Source organism: Streptomyces sp. NPDC002701, assembly GCF_042889045.1.
Taxonomy (GTDB): domain Bacteria; phylum Actinomycetota; class Actinomycetes; order Streptomycetales; family Streptomycetaceae; genus Streptomyces.
On sequence record NZ_JBIAQL010000001.1, the window covers coordinates 734,204 to 749,655 of the forward strand.

The 15,452-nt window shown below is 72.5% G+C and carries 16 protein-coding genes and 1 riboswitch; of the genes, 3 read left to right on the forward strand and 13 right to left on the reverse strand.

The window, feature by feature from the left end:
- Positions 1-101 precede the first annotated feature (101 nt).
- Positions 102-1,346, reverse strand: a complete 1,245-nt coding sequence (locus tag ACFYXC_RS03100; RefSeq protein WP_389546208.1) for a cytochrome P450 — start codon at positions 1,344-1,346, stop codon at positions 102-104.
- Between the two features lie 293 nt (positions 1,347-1,639).
- On the opposite strand from ACFYXC_RS03100, the gene ACFYXC_RS03105 reads away from it, so the two are divergent.
- Positions 1,640-2,809, forward strand: coding sequence for a steroid 3-ketoacyl-CoA thiolase (locus ACFYXC_RS03105; RefSeq protein ID WP_389546211.1), 1,170 nt, complete (start codon positions 1,640-1,642; stop codon positions 2,807-2,809).
- Here the strand turns inward: ACFYXC_RS03105 and ACFYXC_RS03110 are convergent.
- Together ACFYXC_RS03110 and ACFYXC_RS03115 are read right to left on the reverse strand one after the other, a co-directional pair.
- On the reverse strand, positions 2,797-3,612 hold the full coding sequence (locus tag ACFYXC_RS03110) for an acyl carrier protein (protein WP_388908475.1): 816 nt from the start codon (positions 3,610-3,612) through the stop codon (positions 2,797-2,799). The genes ACFYXC_RS03105 and ACFYXC_RS03110 overlap by 13 nt on opposite strands.
- Positions 3,613-3,879: 267 nt before the next feature.
- Positions 3,880-4,620, reverse strand: a complete 741-nt coding sequence (locus ACFYXC_RS03115; protein WP_389546215.1) for an SDR family oxidoreductase — start codon at positions 4,618-4,620, stop codon at positions 3,880-3,882.
- Positions 4,621-4,720: 100 nt separating this feature from the next.
- Between ACFYXC_RS03115 and ACFYXC_RS03120 the strand changes: the two genes are divergently transcribed.
- Positions 4,721-5,068: a MerR family DNA-binding transcriptional regulator gene (locus ACFYXC_RS03120; RefSeq protein ID WP_388908471.1), complete on the forward strand. Its 348-nt coding sequence runs from the start codon at positions 4,721-4,723 to the stop codon at positions 5,066-5,068.
- A gap of 15 nt (positions 5,069-5,083) precedes the next feature.
- On the opposite strand, the gene ACFYXC_RS03125 is transcribed toward ACFYXC_RS03120, so the two are convergent.
- Entirely contained in the window at positions 5,084-5,344 is a 261-nt protein-coding gene (locus ACFYXC_RS03125; protein ID WP_389546218.1) for a DUF397 domain-containing protein, read from the reverse strand.
- Positions 5,319-6,167, reverse strand: a complete 849-nt coding sequence (locus ACFYXC_RS03130; protein WP_389546221.1) for a helix-turn-helix domain-containing protein — start codon at positions 6,165-6,167, stop codon at positions 5,319-5,321. The genes ACFYXC_RS03125 and ACFYXC_RS03130 overlap by 26 nt, the downstream gene beginning before the upstream one ends.
- A gap of 101 nt (positions 6,168-6,268) precedes the next feature.
- Here ACFYXC_RS03130 and ACFYXC_RS03135 point away from each other — a divergent pair, with 101 nt between their 5' ends.
- Positions 6,269-6,694, forward strand: coding sequence for an ATP-binding protein (locus ACFYXC_RS03135; protein WP_389546224.1), 426 nt, complete (start codon positions 6,269-6,271; stop codon positions 6,692-6,694).
- Positions 6,695-6,696: 2 nt separating this feature from the next.
- Here ACFYXC_RS03135 and ACFYXC_RS03140 read toward each other — a convergent pair whose 3' ends face one another.
- The 8 genes from ACFYXC_RS03140 to ACFYXC_RS03175 form a co-directional block, all read right to left on the reverse strand.
- Positions 6,697-7,167 (reverse strand): hypothetical protein, encoded by a 471-nt coding sequence (locus ACFYXC_RS03140; protein ID WP_388908463.1) that lies wholly within the window; start codon positions 7,165-7,167, stop codon positions 6,697-6,699.
- A gap of 107 nt (positions 7,168-7,274) precedes the next feature.
- A complete protein-coding gene (locus ACFYXC_RS03145; RefSeq protein WP_388908461.1) occupies positions 7,275-7,700 on the reverse strand; it encodes a transglycosylase SLT domain-containing protein in 426 nt (141 codons plus the stop codon).
- 341 nt (positions 7,701-8,041) lie between these two features.
- The gene (locus ACFYXC_RS03150) at positions 8,042-8,917 is read right to left on the reverse strand and encodes an ECF transporter S component (RefSeq protein WP_389546228.1); all 876 of its coding nucleotides are present in this window, start codon (positions 8,915-8,917) and stop codon (positions 8,042-8,044) included.
- Positions 8,914-10,731: an ABC transporter ATP-binding protein gene (locus tag ACFYXC_RS03155; protein ID WP_389546231.1), complete on the reverse strand. Its 1,818-nt coding sequence runs from the start codon at positions 10,729-10,731 to the stop codon at positions 8,914-8,916. The genes ACFYXC_RS03150 and ACFYXC_RS03155 overlap by 4 nt, the downstream gene beginning before the upstream one ends.
- Complete coding sequence (locus tag ACFYXC_RS03160; RefSeq protein WP_389546234.1) at positions 10,728-11,954, reverse strand: energy-coupling factor transporter transmembrane component T; 1,227 nt, start codon at positions 11,952-11,954, stop codon at positions 10,728-10,730. The genes ACFYXC_RS03155 and ACFYXC_RS03160 overlap by 4 nt, the downstream gene beginning before the upstream one ends.
- A 13-nt stretch (positions 11,955-11,967) precedes the next feature.
- Positions 11,968-12,633: an SCO2322 family protein gene (locus tag ACFYXC_RS03165; protein ID WP_388908453.1), complete on the reverse strand. Its 666-nt coding sequence runs from the start codon at positions 12,631-12,633 to the stop codon at positions 11,968-11,970.
- Positions 12,630-13,892: a prenyltransferase/squalene oxidase repeat-containing protein gene (locus ACFYXC_RS03170; protein ID WP_389546237.1), complete on the reverse strand. Its 1,263-nt coding sequence runs from the start codon at positions 13,890-13,892 to the stop codon at positions 12,630-12,632. The genes ACFYXC_RS03165 and ACFYXC_RS03170 overlap by 4 nt, the downstream gene beginning before the upstream one ends.
- Positions 13,893-14,065: 173 nt before the next feature.
- A riboswitch (cobalamin riboswitch) is annotated at positions 14,066-14,144 on the reverse strand.
- A 90-nt stretch (positions 14,145-14,234) separates the two neighbouring features.
- Positions 14,235-15,209, reverse strand: a complete 975-nt coding sequence (locus tag ACFYXC_RS03175; RefSeq protein ID WP_388908448.1) for a PP2C family protein-serine/threonine phosphatase — start codon at positions 15,207-15,209, stop codon at positions 14,235-14,237.
- Positions 15,210-15,452 lie beyond the last annotated feature (243 nt).

Sequence of the window (15,452 nt, forward strand, 5' to 3'; positions counted from 1 at the left end):
TCGGCGTTTCCGTTCGAAGTCTTCGAAGGTGTCGGTTGTCTGTGCCACCTGTGAAGACGCGCAACGGACGCAAAACGTTCACCGATCCCCGGTGGAAGCGTTCAACCGGCGCTGACCTGCATCTCCTTCACGCCGTTGAGCCACGCGGAACGCAGTCGGCGCGGGTCCGCGGCCAGCCGCACGCCGGGCATCGCGTCGGCGATCGCGTGGAACATGAGGTCGATCTCCAGGGTGGCCAGGGACTTGCCGAGACAGAAGTGCGGGCCGCCGCCCCCGAAGCCGAGGTGCGGGTTCGGGTCGCGGCCGATGTCGAAGACCTCCGGCGCGTCGAAGACCTCGGGGTCGTTGTTGGCGGACGAGTAGAAGAGACCGAGGCGGTCGCCCTTCAGGATCTGCTTGCCGCCCAGTGCGGTGTCCTGGGTCGCCGTGCGCTGGAAGGAGACGATGGGGGTCGCCCAGCGGACGATCTCCTCCGCGGCGGTCGCCGGGCGCTCCCGCTTGTAGAGGTCCCACTGGTCGGGGTGGGTGAGGAAGGCGTGCATGCCGTGCGTGATGGCGTTACGGGTCGTCTCGTTGCCCGCGACGGCCAGCATCAGTACGAAGAAGCCGAACTCGTCGGAGGCGAGGTTGCCCTCGTCCTCGGCGGCCACCAGCGTGGTGACGAGGTCCTCTGCGGGACACCGCTTGCGGTCGGCCGACATGTTCATCGCGTAGGCGATGATCTCGGTGGCGGCCTCCTGGCCGACCTCCTCGGTGATCCGGTACTCCGGGTCGTCGTACGCGATCATCTTGTTCGACCAGTCGAAGATCCTGGCGCGGTCGTCCTGCGGGATGCCGATGAGCTCCGCTATCGCCTGGAGCGGCAGTTCACTGGCGATCCGGGTGACGAAGTCGAAGGAACCGCCGGGGCCCGCCTCGGCGAGCGCGGCCTCGACGACGCGGCTCGCGCGCGCGTGCAGCTTCTCCTCCAGGGTGCGGATGGCACGCGGGGTGAAGACGCGCTGGACGATCTGGCGGACCCGGGTGTGCTCGGGCGGGTCCATGTTGAGCAGGATCAGCCGCTGCGCGTCGATCGCGTCCCGCTCCATGTGCTCGCCGAAGCGGATGATGGCGGTGTTGAGGGTGGAGGAGAACAGCTCGGGGTGTGTGGACACGTACTTGACGTCGGCGTGACGGGTGACGGCCCAGTAGCCCTCGTCCTGGAACCCGGCGAGGTTGGGCGGCTGCGGGATCCAGCGCACCGGCTCGGCGCGGCGCAGCTCGGCGAACTCCGGGAGGGGCACGCGGTGATGCAGCAGATCGGGGTCGGTGAAGTCGAACCCGTCGGGCAGCTCTGGACAGGGCATCGGGGCCTCCAGGTCGTGCCGCGGCCGCATTCTGACGGCCCATCAGGTACCGGGAACTGCCGTGAAGGTAGTAACGGGTTCTACAAGAGGCAAGGGGCACGGCACCCCGAATTCCGCGCGGATCCGCAGCGGATCGTGACGTGCGGATCGCGGCTTCGGGAGCTGCACGACCCTTGCGGTGGTGGGCGCGGGGTCAGCAGACTGCATACATAACTAGAACGCGTACTAGTTCAGCGTGGCGGGTGGGCCGGGACGCCCGCGCCGCGCGGGTGACCCGAGGAGAGGAACTCCCCATGGCCGCGGAACCCGTGATCGTCGAAGCCGTCCGCACCCCCATCGGCAGGCGCGGCGGCGCGCTCGCCAATCTGCACCCCGCCTATCTGCTGGGCGAGACCTACCGTGAACTCCTCGGCCGTACCGGTATCCACGCGGACTGCGTCGAGCAGATCGTCGGCGGCACGGTGACGCACGCCGGCGAACAGTCCATGAACCCCGCGCGCGTCGCCTGGCTCACCATGGGCCTGCCGTACGAGACGGCCGCCACGACGGTCGACTGCCAGTGCGGCTCCTCCCAGCAGGCTTCGCACATGGTCGCCAACATGGTCGCCGCGGGCGTGATCGACATCGGGATCTCGTGCGGCGTCGAGGCGATGTCACGGGTGCCGCTGGGCTCCGGGTCCAAGCACGGACCGGGCAAGCCGTTCCCCGACGAGTGGAACGTCGACCTGCCGAACCAGTTCGAGGCGGCGGAGCGGATCGCCCGCCACCGCGGCCTGACCCGCGAGAACGTCGACTCGCTGGGCCTCATCTCACAGGAGCGGGCCGCCACCGCCTGGTCCGAGGAACGCTTCAAACGCGAGACGTTCGCCGTGCAGGTGCCCACCACGGAGGAGGAGCAGCGGGCCGGGCAGGGCATGTGGCGGCTCGTCGACCGGGACGAGGGGCTGCGTGACACCTCCATGGAAGCCCTCGCGAAGCTGAAGCCGGTCATGCCGACGGCCGTCCACACGGCCGGCAACTCCTCCCAGATCTCCGACGGCGCCTGCGCCGTCATGTGGGCGTCGAAGCGGATGGCGCGGGCGCTGAAGCTGCGCCCGCGCGCACGGATCGTGGCCCAGGCGCTGGTCGGCGCCGACCCGCACTTCCACCTCGACGGCCCGATCGACGCGACGAACGCGGTGCTGGGCAAGGCCGGCATGTCCCTGAAGGACATCGACCTCGTCGAGATCAACGAGGCGTTCGCGTCAGTGGTGCTGAGCTGGGCCCAGGTCTTCGGTCAGGACCTGGAGAAGGTGAACGTGAACGGCGGCGCGATCGCCCTGGGCCACCCGGTGGGCGCCACCGGGGCCCGCCTCGTCACCACCGCACTGCACGAACTGGAGCGCCGCGACAAGGAGTTCGCGTTGATCACGATGTGCGCGGGCGGGGCGCTGTCGACGGGCACGATCATTCAGCGGCTCTGAGCGACCGAGGTGTTGGTGACCGGGAGGGGCTGCTCCGCGCCCGCCACGTAGAGGTCCCGCGGAGCCGTGCGGAGCGTGAACGTGTCGTCGTAGTCCCGGACGCGCGCGATCAGCAGGAAGGTGCCGTCGGCCCTCGTGGTCGTCTTCACGCGGTACTGGCTCTCCCAGTAGGTCTGCAGGAACACCTCGGTGCCACCGGGCTCGACACCCTTGGGGAGGGTGACCCTGCCCTGGACGATGAGGGTGTCGCCCGCCTTCACCTTCTTCCTGTTGACCGTGCTGGTGACGTGGCTGGGCCTGGCGTCGACGGCGACGGTGGTGTCCGCGAAGTAGCCGTCCTGCGGGGTGTTGAGGTCGCCGTCCTCGTCGTAGTGGGCCGTGATCTGCACCTCCTGCCGGACGTTGAGCAGGCTGCTGTCGCCCACGTGGTCGATGTCGACGTCCGGGATGGTGAAGGTGCCGTCGGCGTCGCTGACCGGCCGGCCCAGCTCGCGCGGCTCGTAGTAGGTGGGGTCGATCGGGTCGCCCCACGGGTTCCAGGTGGTGAAGCGGACGACCTCCTCGACGGTGACGGGGATGTCGGCCGCGGGCGTGCCGTCGGCCTTGGTGACGGTGCCGGTGACGTCCACCCGGCGGTCGTCGTGGTCGGTACGGGCCGGATCGGTGCTCACGGTCAGCACGTAGGCGTCGCCGGGAGACGGGGCCGCGGGCTTCGCCGACGCGGCGGGTGCGGACAGGGCTCCGGTGGCGAGCAGGAGCGCGGCGACGGCGGCGAGGCGCGTCGGCAGGGACTTCCTGGGCACGGGTCAACTCCAAGTACGGTCGGGACTAAGGGAGTCGCGCCGGGCGGCACCGGTTCCGCCGCGGCGCAGGTGTGCGACACACCGGGTTCGACCGGCGGGGCGGCACGGGAGTTGTACCCGTGCGGTGCGCGTTACAGGGCTGTGGCAGGCGGCCGTTTCATACGGGTTTGGGGTTCACCTGGATGTCGGCCGCGAGTCGTTCTCCATTGACCTCGGCACGGGGTCACCGCGCAAGGGCCCCGGTGTGCACCGCAGCACGTCGCCCGGTCAGATGGCGCCCGCGCGGATCTCGTCGTGCAGCCGCACGGGGTCCTCGGCCAGCGACTTCTTGACGTGCGCGCTCCAGTCGTCGGCGAGCACCTCGGCCGCTCCCGCCTCGATCCCGTCCAGGGCGACCCGGACGGTGACGGCCGGGTCGCCCTTGGGCCCGTCGTAGGAGGCACTGAAGTCGGTGTCGACGGCTCCCAGGTGCAGCCCGGTCACGAGCGTGCCCTGCTCGGCGAGCTCCATCCGTACGCCGTTCGTCAACGCCCACTGGGCCGCCTTGCCGGCGTGGTAACCGTTGTTGCCCGGGGAGGCGTGCCAGGACTGCGCCGACAGCACGTTCAGGATCACTCCGCCCCCGTTGGCCGCGAGCACCGGGGCGAAGGCCCGCACGACGGCCAGCGTGCCCCAGAAGTTCGTCTCCATCTCCGCGCGGACGGCCGCCAGGTCCCCGGTGACGAGGCCGGTGAAGTGGGTGACTCCGGCGTTGTTCACCAGGAGTGTCACATCGCCCGCCGCCGTGGCCGCCGCCCGGACCTCGTCCTCGTCCGTGACGTCCAGCCGCAGCGGTACGACGCCGGGCAGGTCGACCGACTCCGGACGCCTGGCCGCCGCGTACACGCGCGCCGCGCCACGTTCCAGGAGCTGCTGGGCGAAGTGGCGGCCGAGTCCTCGGTTGGCGCCGGTCACGAGCGCGACGGCGCCCTCGATACGGGTGTGCTGATATGTGTTCGGTGTGGTCATGTCCGGTACGCTAAAACCTACCGCTGACGTGAGATTCAAGTCCTGAGGCCGAACCGGGGGCATCGGCGCGGACCCGACGTGCCGAGGAGAAGGGGGACGCGTGCGCATCGGAGAGGTCGCCCGGCGCTCCGGAGTGAGCGTCCGCGCGTTGCGCTACTACGAGGAGCAGGGGCTCCTGACGCCCGACCGCGGTCCCGGCGGCCACCGCGAGTACGCCGAAGGGGCCGTCGACCGGGTCCGCATCTTCCAGCAGCTCTACGCCGCGGGCCTGTCCAGCAGCCGTATCGCCGAACTGATCCCCTGTATCGACACGGACACCACGACCGACCACCAGCGGGCCATGCTCGACGCCGAACGCGTCCGCGTCCGGCAGCAGATCGACCGGCTCACCGCCACGCTCGCCCGCCTCGACGACCTCATCGAGGCGGCCGACAGCCGCCGGGCCTGAACCCCGGCGCGGTCCTCAGACCGCGGCCGTCGCCCAGCCGAGGAAGGTGCTGAAGGCGGCGGGGGCGAGGGTCAGGACCGGGCCGGCCGGGTTCTTCGAGTCGCGGATGGCGATGGTGGTGGCGGGGGTCTCGGCGACCTCTATGCAGTCGCCGCCCTGGTCGCTGCTGTAGGACGACTTACGCCAGGCGAGAGGGCCGAGGGGCGCGCATTCAACGCACTCGCCGCCTTGGTCACTGCTGTAGCTGGACTTACGCCACTGGATCCCTGTCGGCATCGCGTTGTTCCTCATAGCGTTCCTCCATCACCCGCCGGATCAGCTCCGCCGAATCCTTCAAGGAGAGTGCGGCGGCCTGAAGATGATCGTAATGGAGTGAACAGTCCTTGACGGTTTCCGGGTTGGCGGTCGGATGTCCGCTTCCGTAGTGCTCCGTGTAGACGATGGCCGGGTCGCCCACGAAACGAAAGAGGGTGAATGAGCCTGTCAGCCCAGGGTGTGCTCCCACGGAGAACGGCAGCACCTGGACATTGATCCGGGGATTGTGCTCGAAGGCCAACAGGTGGGCCAATTGCCCCCGCATGGTTTCCCGGCCGCCGATCTCCTGGCGGAGTGCGGCCTCGCTGATGATCGCCCACAGGACCGGCGGCTCGCTCTTCTCGAAGATGCGCTGGCGGGCGAGGCGTACGGCGGTGCGGTCGTCGAGGTCGGCCTGATCCAGTGTGCCGAGCACGGCGCGGGCGTATGCCTCGGTCTGGAGGAGCCCGTGCACGGAGTGCGTGTGGAAGGTGCAGATCTCGGCCGCCCGTACCTCCAACTCCGCCACCTGTTGGAACCAGGCCGGCAGCTGGCTGCGCATCACCAGTGTGACGAGTCGCGACAGCAACCCGCCCGTCCCCAGCGCCGCGTCCACCCGCTCGCTGAACTCCTGCGTGGGCAGCTTGCGGGCCGTCTCGATCTGGCCGACCAGCGAGCCCGTGTAGTTGACGATGTCGCCGAGTTGCTTCTGGGTGAGGCCGGCGGCCTCCCGGTGGCGGCGCAGCTCGAACCCGTAGTAGTCGAGCGGTGATGCGCCCGGGTCGAGGACGTTGATGTGCGTCATGACGTACGGCCCCTCTCACGCGGTGTGCAACTCGACCCACTGCGGGACGCGTTGTATCCGTTCTGTGGCCGAGGGTAGTCAGGGCAGGTCAGGCTTGCGGCGTGAACTACTACATTCCCCCCGCCCTCGCGGGGCCCCGCACCACGCAGTACCGCATGAGCCTCACCGTCGGCGATCACTCACCGCGGTACGTCCGTTGCATCGTCCGGTCGTACCTGCACGAGTGGGGGATGGCCGGGCTGGCCGACGCCGTGGAGCTGGGCGTGAGCGAGCTGCTCGCCAACGTCGTACGCCATGTGCCGGACCGGCGCTGCACGTTCCTGCTGCTGCGGCAGGCGGCGGGCGTCCGGGTGGAGGTCGCGGACGGGTCGTCGCAACTGCCGGTCACGAAAGCCGACTTGTCCCTCGACGCGGAAGGCGGTCGGGGACTGGTGATCCTCGCCGCGGTGGTCCACAGCTGGGGTGTGGAGTCCAGGGCGGCCGGGGGAGGCAAGACGGTGTGGTTCGAGTGTGAGCGGGAGCGCTGACGTCAGCCGCCGTACGGTGCGCAGAGGCTGCGCACCTTCTCGTGGGCGGACTTCGCCTCCGCGCCCTTCAGGTTGAAGGTCAGCACGTGTCGCGCCACGTTCTGCAGCGCCTTGTCCAGGTCGTCGTAGCGATCGTCCAGCGCGGCCGCGGACCGGGCCAGTGAGGCGGCGGCCTCCACCCGTTCGTAGCGGGACCGGGACGTGCTGTCGGTGTCGCTGAAGACCGCGCTCAGCTCCGGGACCCGGCCGTACGCCTGGCAGGCACCCACCGCGTCGGCGCGGGCGTCGCCCGGATCGGTGCCGGACGCCGAATCGCTCCCGCCCGCCCAGAGCAACCAGCCGAGGCCCACCCCCGCGCCACCGGCCAGCACCGCGGCGATCAGCGGCACCTTCCATCGGCCGGCGGGACGGCTCCCCGGCGCGGAGGCCGGCGGGTGGGCGGGAGGAGGCGGCGCGGGGACGGGGGCGGTCATCGAATCGGCTCTCTCCGACGGGGCGGGTGGATACCGCTGCGAGTGAACGGCAGCAAGATATCGGCAGCCACGCCCCGCTGTCCGACGTTCTCTCGAACGGCCGTACGTCAGTACCAGCCGTTGGACTGCCAGAAGCTCCACGCGCCGACCGGGCTGCCGTAGCGGGAGTTCATGTAGTCGAGACCCCACTTGATCTGGGTCTTCGGGTTCGTCTTCCAGTCGGAGCCCGCCGAGGCCATCTTCGAGCCCGGCAGGGCCTGGACCAGGCCGTACGCGCCGGACGAGGCGTTCGTGGCGTCCACGTCCCAGCCGCTCTCATGCTCGACGATCTTGGCGAACGCGGTGTACTGGGCGTCGTTGTGGATCATCTTCTGCGCGGTCGCCTTCGCCGAGGCGGAGGTGGCCGCTGTGGGGGCGGCGGCCTGGGCGGGGCCCGCCGCGAGGATCATGCCGGTGGTGGCGGCTGCCACGGCGGCACCGGTGAGGGCCTTCTTCGGGGTGGCGATGCGGCGGACGCGGGTGGAGAAGGGCACGGAGAACCTTTTCTACGGGGACGGGGGTGGTCGCTCGTACGCCCGGGCTCGCTGCCCTGGCATGTGGCGGCGCCGAGGCCCGGAGGGGCACGTCGGCGCCTTGCGACTCCTCCAATGAACCAGCCCGACGCCCCGTCCGCAATGCCCCCTTTTGCTAGTTGTGGTCGTATCCGCAGCAAAAGGTCCCGCTGTGACGTGGCTCTCAAACCGCAGGTCAGCGGCCTGAAGCCGTGGGCATGACAAGGCGCGTGCTCTACGGTCGCGCCTAGTGGAGGACCAAGGTCCTGTGGGCCGCCTCACGGCACGGACGCGGGGTGCGTGACAGGAAGTAGTTGCCGTTTTTACCGTGCGCCGCCGGGCGGTGTGACGGGCGCCGCACCACCGGGCTCCTCGAACGTGACCGACGTCTCGAACGCGGCCCGCCGCGTCGCCCGCCGCAGTGCCTTGAGGACCGTCGTGCCCAGCGTGAGGGTCAGCACCACCGTCACCGTGGCCCGTCCCAGGTCCCAGCCCAGCGAGGTGGTCACGCAGTACACGGTGAAACGGGCCAGGTTGGTGTGCACCGGGTCGTGCGCGTCGAAGGCCACGTTCGACGACAGCGCGTCCATGAACGGCCAGCCGGCCAGATTCATGAACGTGCCGTACGCGAAGGCCGCGAGGAAGCCGTACGCCGCGAGCATCGCCAACTCGCCCCTGCCGCGCAGCCGGTCGGGGCCCGGGAGCAGCCCCGCCCCCATCGTGAACCAGCCCATCGAGAGCATCTGGAACGGCATCCAGGGCCCCACCCCGCCCGTGAGCAGCGCCGACGCGAACATGGTGACCGACCCGAGCACGAAGCCGAACCCCGGTCCCAGGACCCGCCCGCTCAGCACCATCAGGAAGAACATCGGCTCGATGCCCGCCGTGCCGGCACCGATCGGCCGCAGCGCGGCCCCGGTCGCGGCGAGCACCCCGAGCATCGCCACGGCCTTGGGGCCGAGCCCGGACTCGGAGATCGTCGCCGCCACGACCCCGACGAGCAGCACGAGCAGCCCGGCGAACAGCCAGGGCGCGTCCTTCGCGTGCGCGCCCACCTGCGAGGTCGGCGCACTGAAGAACGGCCAGGTGAGCGCGGCGAGACCGATGACCCCGACCAGCAGGAGGGCGGCGACGGAACGGGGACCCAGCCGGATGGGACGCGCCTGGGGCTGGGGCTGGGGTCGGGGTTCCGGGGTCATGTCCCCGCCTCCTCCGCCGACGCGGACGCGCCGAGCGCCTCGCGCACCTCGGACACGGTCAGCCACTTCTGCGGGGCCAGCACCTTCGTGACCTGCGGGGCGAAGGACGGTGAGGCGACGACGACCTCGGCGGTCGGGCCGTCGGCGACGGGCTCGCCGTCGGCGAGGATGACGACCCGGTGGGAGAGTTCGGCGGCCAGCTCGACGTCATGGGTGGCGAGGACGATGGCGTGGCCCTCTGCCGCGAGAGTCCGCAACAGGGTGACCAGGCGGGACTTGGCCGCGTAGTCCAGGCCGCGGGTCGGCTCGTCGAGGAGGATCAGCGGCGGCCGGGCCGTCAGGACGACCGCCAGCGCCAGGGTGAGCCGCTGTCCCTCGGACAGGTCCCGCGGATGCGTGCCGTCGTCGATGCCCGGAAGCAGCTCGGACACCAGGGCCCGGCAGGTGCCCGGCTCCGCCCCCGCGTCGGAGTCCGCCGCCGCGCACTCACCGGCCACCGTGTCCGCGTACAGCAGGTCCCGCGGCTCCTGCGGTACGAGGCCCACGTGGCGGATGAGTTCGCCGGGCGCCGTGCGGTGGGGCTGGAGGCCGCCCACACGGACGGAGCCCGCCGAGGGCGGGACGAGCCCGACGAGAGCGGAGAGCAGCGTCGACTTGCCGGCGCCGTTGCGGCCCATGAGCGCGACGGTCTCCCCGGCGGCGACGGTCAGGCCGACGTCGTGGAGCACCTCGGTGCGGCCCCGGCGGACGGACAGCCCCTCGACCACCGCCGTGGCGGGCGTGCCGGGGGTGCGGGGCATGCGGGGGGTGCCGTGGGCCGCCTGGGGCGGGCGCCTGCGGAAGAGCCGTGGGCGGCGGGAGGGGGACGGCGCACCGCCGCCTCCCTCGGACACGGGTGCGGGTGCGGGAGCGGGCACCGGTGTGGGTACGGGGCCGGTCGGACCCGTCGCCTCGTCCGGACCCGCGTACGGGCCCGTGTCCGGACCCCCGTGCCCGATGCCCGCCAGACGTTCCCGCAGTGCTCCCGCCCTGCGCCGGGCGTCCCGGACCGTCAGCGGCAGCGGCGACCATCCGCCGAGCCGGCCCAGGGCCACCACCGGCGGGTACACCGGCGACACGGCCATGACCTCGGCGGGCGTGCCCAGCACGAGCGGGGCGCCCGGCGACGGGAGAAGGGCGACCCGGTCGGCGTACTGCACGACGCGTTCCAGGCGGTGCTCGGCCATCAGGACCGTCGTGCCGAGGTCGTGGACGAGGCGCTGGAGGACGGCGAGGACCTCTTCGGCGGCGGCCGGGTCGAGGGCCGAGGTCGGCTCGTCGAGGACCAGCACCTCGGGGTGCGGGGTGAGGACCGAGCCGATCGCGACCCGCTGCTGCTGCCCCCCGGAGAGCGTGGCGATGGGGCGGTCCCGCAGGCCGGCCAGTCCGAGGAGGTCCAGGGTCTCCTCGACGCGGCGGCGCATCACGTCCGGCGCGAGGCCCAACGACTCCATGCCGTAGGCGAGTTCGTCCTCGACCGTGTCCGTGACGAAGTGCGACAGCGGATCCTGGCCCACCGTGCCGACCACGTCGGCGAGTTCACGCGGTTTGTGGGTGCGCGTGTCACGGCCCGCGACCGTCACGCGCCCGCGCAGCGTGCCGCCCGTGAAGTGCGGGACCAGTCCGCTCACCGCGCCGAGCAGCGTCGACTTGCCGACCCCTGACGGGCCGACCAGCAGCATCAACTCGCCCTCGCAGACGGTCAGGTCGATGCCCCGGACAGTGGGCTCCGCCGCTCCGTCGTACGTCACGGAGACATCCTCGAAGCGGATCATGAGGGCTCCTTGCCGTGGTTCTTCGGTGCGGATGCGGATGCGGATGCGGATGTGGGGGAGGGGGCGACGAAGGCGGGAAGCAGACCGAGCAGGATCGCCGCCGCGGGCCACAGCGGGAGGGCCGGCGCCGTCAGCGGGACGACACCGGGATGCAGGGCCGCGGCGGCGTACACGTCGTGGGCGGCGTACAGGACCAGCAGCGCCGCGACGGCCGCCCCGGATCCGGCGACGAGCCAGGCGCGTACGCCCCAGGCGTCCGGCCGGTACCGGGTGCGCAGCGAGCGGCGTCCGCCGAGCCACAGGCCGCCGAGGGCGGCGGCGAGTCCGGCGAGCAGCACCGGCAGACCGTAGCTGCCGCCCTCCGCGGTGAGCAGGCCGTACGTCCCCGCGCAGACCCCGACCAGGCCGCCGAGGGTGAGCGCGGCGGTGGTGCGGCGCACACCGGGCGGCACCTCGGCGGAGCGGCCGTACCCCCGCGCGTCCATCGCCGCGGCGAGGGCCACCGAACGCTCCAGCGCGCCCTCCAGGACCGGCAGTGCGACCTGGAGGAGGCCGCGCAGACCGCGGTCGGGCCGGCCGCGCAGGCGCCGGGCGGCGCGCAGCCGCTGGACGTCCGCGATCAGGTTCGGCGCGAAGGTGAGGGCGACGACCACGGCCACTCCCGCCTCGTACAGGGCGCCCGGGAGCGACTTGAGGAGGCGGGCGGGGTTAGCGAGGGCGTTCGCGGCGCCCACGCAGATGAGCAGGGTGGCGAGTTTCAGGCCGTCGTAGAGGGCGAAGACCAGGCCCTCCGCCGTGACCCGGCCGCCGACGCGGATGCCCTGCGCCCAGTCGGGGAGGGGGAGTTCGGGGAGGGTGAGGAGGACGTGCGTGCCGGGGACGGGCGAGCCCAGGAGGACGGCGAAGGCCAGCCGGATGCCGAGCACGGCGAGGGCGAGCCGCACGAAGGCCCCGTAGGAGCGGGCCCAGGGGGCCTCCGTGCGGCGCGTCGCCACCACGTAACCGGCGACGCCGATCAGCAGCCCGAGGAGCAGCGGGTTCGTGGTGCGGGACGCGGCGGTGCCGAGCCCCAGGGCCCACACCCACCAGGCACCGGGATGGAGCGCGTTGGTACGGGTCGCACGGGGCGCACGCAGCCGCCGCAGGGCCCCGCCGGGGCCGGTGCGCGCCGCGGCGGATGCGGACCCGCCGCCCGCGGGGCGGTCGTCGTCGCCGGCGTTCATCGCGTACGTCCCGTCAGCCGCGGCGCCGGCGCGCCTGCCAGACCGCGGCGGCGCCCAGCACGGCCACGGCGGCGGCACCGGCCACCAGGCCCACCGACGGTCCGCTGCCGGAGTCGTCGGCGGAGCCGCTCGCCGCGCGGGGCGGGGCGGTGGCCTTCGGGCGGTCGCCGGACACGGGTTCGCCGCACCCCGTGCGGGGGTAGCCCGCGATCGCGCACAGCAGGGCGTTCGTGTCGTAGCGCAGGGGTTTTGCGACGGCGGCGAGGGCCTCGGCGGTCGTCGCGTCCTCGCCGACGCGGGCGCAGGCCGTGCGCAGGCCCGGCGGGGTGGAGCCGGCCGGCGCGTCCGCGGCCGTACCGAAGTCGAGGACGAGACCGACGCGTTTCGACCCTTCCCGGGCGGGCGTCCGCGCGCAGATCGTCGCGAAGGCGGCCTCCCCGCGGGGCTTCGCCGAGTCCTTCGAGTCCTCGCTCACCGAGAAACGGAAGCCCTGGACGTCGCCGTCGGAGGGCTGCGCGGTCGAGGGGCCCTGCGTCGCGTACACCCACGTACCGCCGCCGTCGGCGGCACGGTCCCAGAAGGACCAGTAGCGGTAGCCGACCGCCTGGGCCTGACCCGCGGTGCCGAGCACGGCGAGCAGCAGGCCCAGGACCAGCAGGGTCGGGCGGCGGCGGGTCACGGCTGCCGCTTCTTGGTGCGGCCGCTCAGCAGGAAGCCGACGCCGATGCCGCCGACCAGGCCGACGCCGATGATCCACCAGATGTCGGCCCCGCCGCTCTCCTCGCCCTTGTCGTTGTCGTTGTCCTTGTCCTGCTGGTCGGCCTTCGCCCCGTCCTCGCCGGCGGCCCGGGCCGCGGGGCCGGTCGCGCCGAGTTGCTTCACGAGGTCGGCGCCGCCGAAGTCGCGCGGGTCCGCGCCGGTGGCGTGCGCCGCGAAGATCAGTTGCGCGTACGCGGCCGGACCGCTCTTCGCCGCCCAGGACCCGGAGTTCTTCTCCAGCCAGGCGAGGGGCTTGCGGGCGTCGGCCGTCCGGCCCGCCGCCGCGAGCGCGACGACCGTGTCGGCGGTGTTGCCGTGGTCGGGCTGGTCCTCGGCGCCCGCGAGGGCGGACATGAGGTGACCGCTCTCGGCGACCGCGCCGGCGAGGTACGCGGCGCCGTTGCCGGCCGTCTGCTCGGGCGTGAGCGAGTCTCCGGCCGTGCACTCGGCGGACCCGGCGGACGCCCCGTCGTCCCCGGGCTCCGTCACCAGGCCCTCGCCCAGCACGCCGAGCACGCCCGCCGCCGTGGCGTCGGCGTTCGCGGCGAGCCCGCCCTTCTTGTCCGGCTGGAACGCGAAGGCGCCCCCGCCGTCCTGGCCGCAGGGCACGGCGAGGCCGCGCAGGGCGTCGTACGGCGTCCGGCCGCCCTTCGACCGCAGGTCCCGCGTGTCGGTGCCCGCGGCCTCCAGCGCTCCGGTCACGACGGACGTCGAGTTGGTGTCGCCGGCCCCGCCGGGAAGGTAGCCCCAGCTCCCGTCCTCGTTCTGCACGGACTTCAGCCACTTCACGGCGGCGCCGGTCACGGCGTCGTCCGCGTCGAGCGCCGCCAGGGCCTGGAGGGCGGCGGCGGTGCTGTTCGTGTCGACCTGCGTCTTCGCGTCGCACTGCTTCGACGGGTCGGCACGGTAGGCCGCGAAGGCCCCGTTCGCGCACTGCTGCCCGGTGAGCCAGTCGACCGCCTTCGCCGCGGGCCGCACGCCCACGGTGTGCTGGGCGAGCAGCGCGAGCGACTGCCGCCAGACACCGTCGTACGTGGGGTCGGTGCTGCCGTACAGGCCGGCGGGGGGCGCCGGGGACGGGGAGGCGGAGGGGGACTCGTCGGCGAGGGCGGCCGGCGCGAACGCCGTGCCGATCACGGCGGTGGCGGCCAGGACCACGGCGCTGCGGCGGACAGACATGATCGGCGGGTGCCTCTCTGTACTCATCGGTTCGCCGACGGGGGTGCCCCTTCGGCTCTCTCTGCGGGAGGAGGAGCCGGGCAGCCCGGAGCCCCGGGCGGCTCGGCTCCGTATGCCTCGACGGTGCCGGTCACTGGCGGTACCGGTGACGCGAGCCGGTCACGGTCCGTACGGGGCATTCCGGCTCGCCGCCCGTCAGGAGCGGGGCGGCACACGGCTGCGGGTCAGCGCCGGATTTGCACCGGCTTCCCCCCGTACGGGTGTGATGACGACCTGCTCACTGTACCGGCCCGTAGCGACACCCCTGAGGGCCGCCCGCGCAGCCCGCGCCGCTGGGGCGGCCTAGCCGTTTCGGCGGGCCGGGTGCGGTGCGGGGACCGTGGCCCGGGTGGGCTGGCACAGGACGAGGGCGAGGTCGTCGACGGGCGAGGCGCCCGTGTGGGCGAGGAGCCGGGAGTACAGGATGTCGAGGGCCTCGTCGGGGAGGGGGTCGCGCAGGGCGTGGGCCGCCTCGGCGAGAAAGGGGAAGAACGTGCCGTCGGGGCCACGGGCCTCGGTGAGGCCGTCGGTGTACAGGAGGAGACGGTCGCCCGGCTGGAGGCGTACGCGGTACTGGCGCGGGTCGGGACGCAGCCCCAGCGGGACGGTGGTGACGCCCGGTTCGAGGAGTTCGACGCGCTGGCCGGCGCGCAGGGGCGCGGGGTGGCCGCAGTTGACCAGGCGGACCTCGCCCGGCGCGAACTCGGCGAGGAGCGCGGTGACGAAGTCCTCCGCGCCCAGGTCCGGCGCGAGGCGTTCGTCCAGGCCGGTGGCGACGGCGGGCAGGTCCGGGACGGTGTGGGCGAGTTCACGGAATCCCGCCACGGTCTCGGCGGTCAGCCGGACGGCCTCCAGTCCGTGTCCGCGCACGTCCCCGACGATGATCCGCAGCCCGAACGGGGTCACCGCGATGTCGTACAGGTCTCCGCCGAGCAGCGACTCGCGTACGGCGCTGTGGCAGCGGGTGGAGACATGCGTGCCCGCGAAGCTGCGGGAGACCGGCCGGACAAAGGCTTCCTGGGTGACCCGGACCACCTCACGCACCTCCGCGAGCCGTGTGGCGAGCCGGTCGCGCTGCCGCACGGTGTGCACGGTGAGGGCGCAGCCGAGCAGCAGCTGCGACAGCGTGACGGCGGGCGGGACGCGGTCCAGCAGCAGGGCGGGGCCGGCGACGAGCACCCCGACGGCCGAGGGCGCGAGGTAACGCGTCTCGGAGAGCCCCCCGTGGAGCTGTCGCCGGCCGTCGAGTCGCATCCACATCCGCATTCGCATCGGCATCGCTTCGGTATCGGTGTCGGGCATCGCGTGGGCCGGGCACGGGCATGGGCGAGGACGTCGGTGTCCGCGCCTGCGGGCGCCGGTGCGGACGTACCCGATTCCGCCGCACGACGGTCTCTGAATATCTCCCTCCGCAACCGCACCGACGGGGTGTTGACCACATCTCGTCACAATGTGCCCGTAAATGGCAGGCGAGGACCGAGTTCGTGTCCGGCTCGGACGAGCGGTGCGAGGCGGTCCGCC